The sequence below is a fragment of the Mediterraneibacter sp. 210702-DFI.5.30 genome (assembly GCF_020560115.1).
In the GTDB taxonomy this organism is placed as follows: domain Bacteria; phylum Bacillota; class Clostridia; order Lachnospirales; family Lachnospiraceae; genus Mediterraneibacter; species Mediterraneibacter faecis.
Genome location: NZ_JAJCME010000159.1, coordinates 1 through 240, shown reverse-complemented (window position 1 = coordinate 240; position 240 = coordinate 1). Strand labels below are relative to the sequence as shown.

Genomic DNA, 240 nt, shown 5'->3' with positions numbered 1-240 from the left:
ATAAAACTGTTACGCGCTCATTTATGACGATTTCGGTTTCGCCTTCCAATGATGAGGACCAAAAAGAGCTGCATCTGAAACCTACCGAGCCAGTCGGTATTATGGAAGGTGTTTTTTTCCTGGATGATGGAACGCCATTTGAAGTCTCAAACATGCGCGTGCATTATCAATACATGAAATACAATACGTTTGTCAATCTAAACCAGGATTAGGGGGATCAATTTGATTAAGGCAATTGCC

General features: G+C 41.2%; 1 protein-coding gene. It reads left to right on the top strand.

Annotated features, from left to right (window positions below):
* Positions 1-212: UTRA domain-containing protein (locus tag LI126_RS15085; protein ID WP_227165725.1), on the top strand; the 212-nt coding region annotated here is incomplete at its 5' end.
* Positions 213-240 lie beyond the last annotated feature (28 nt).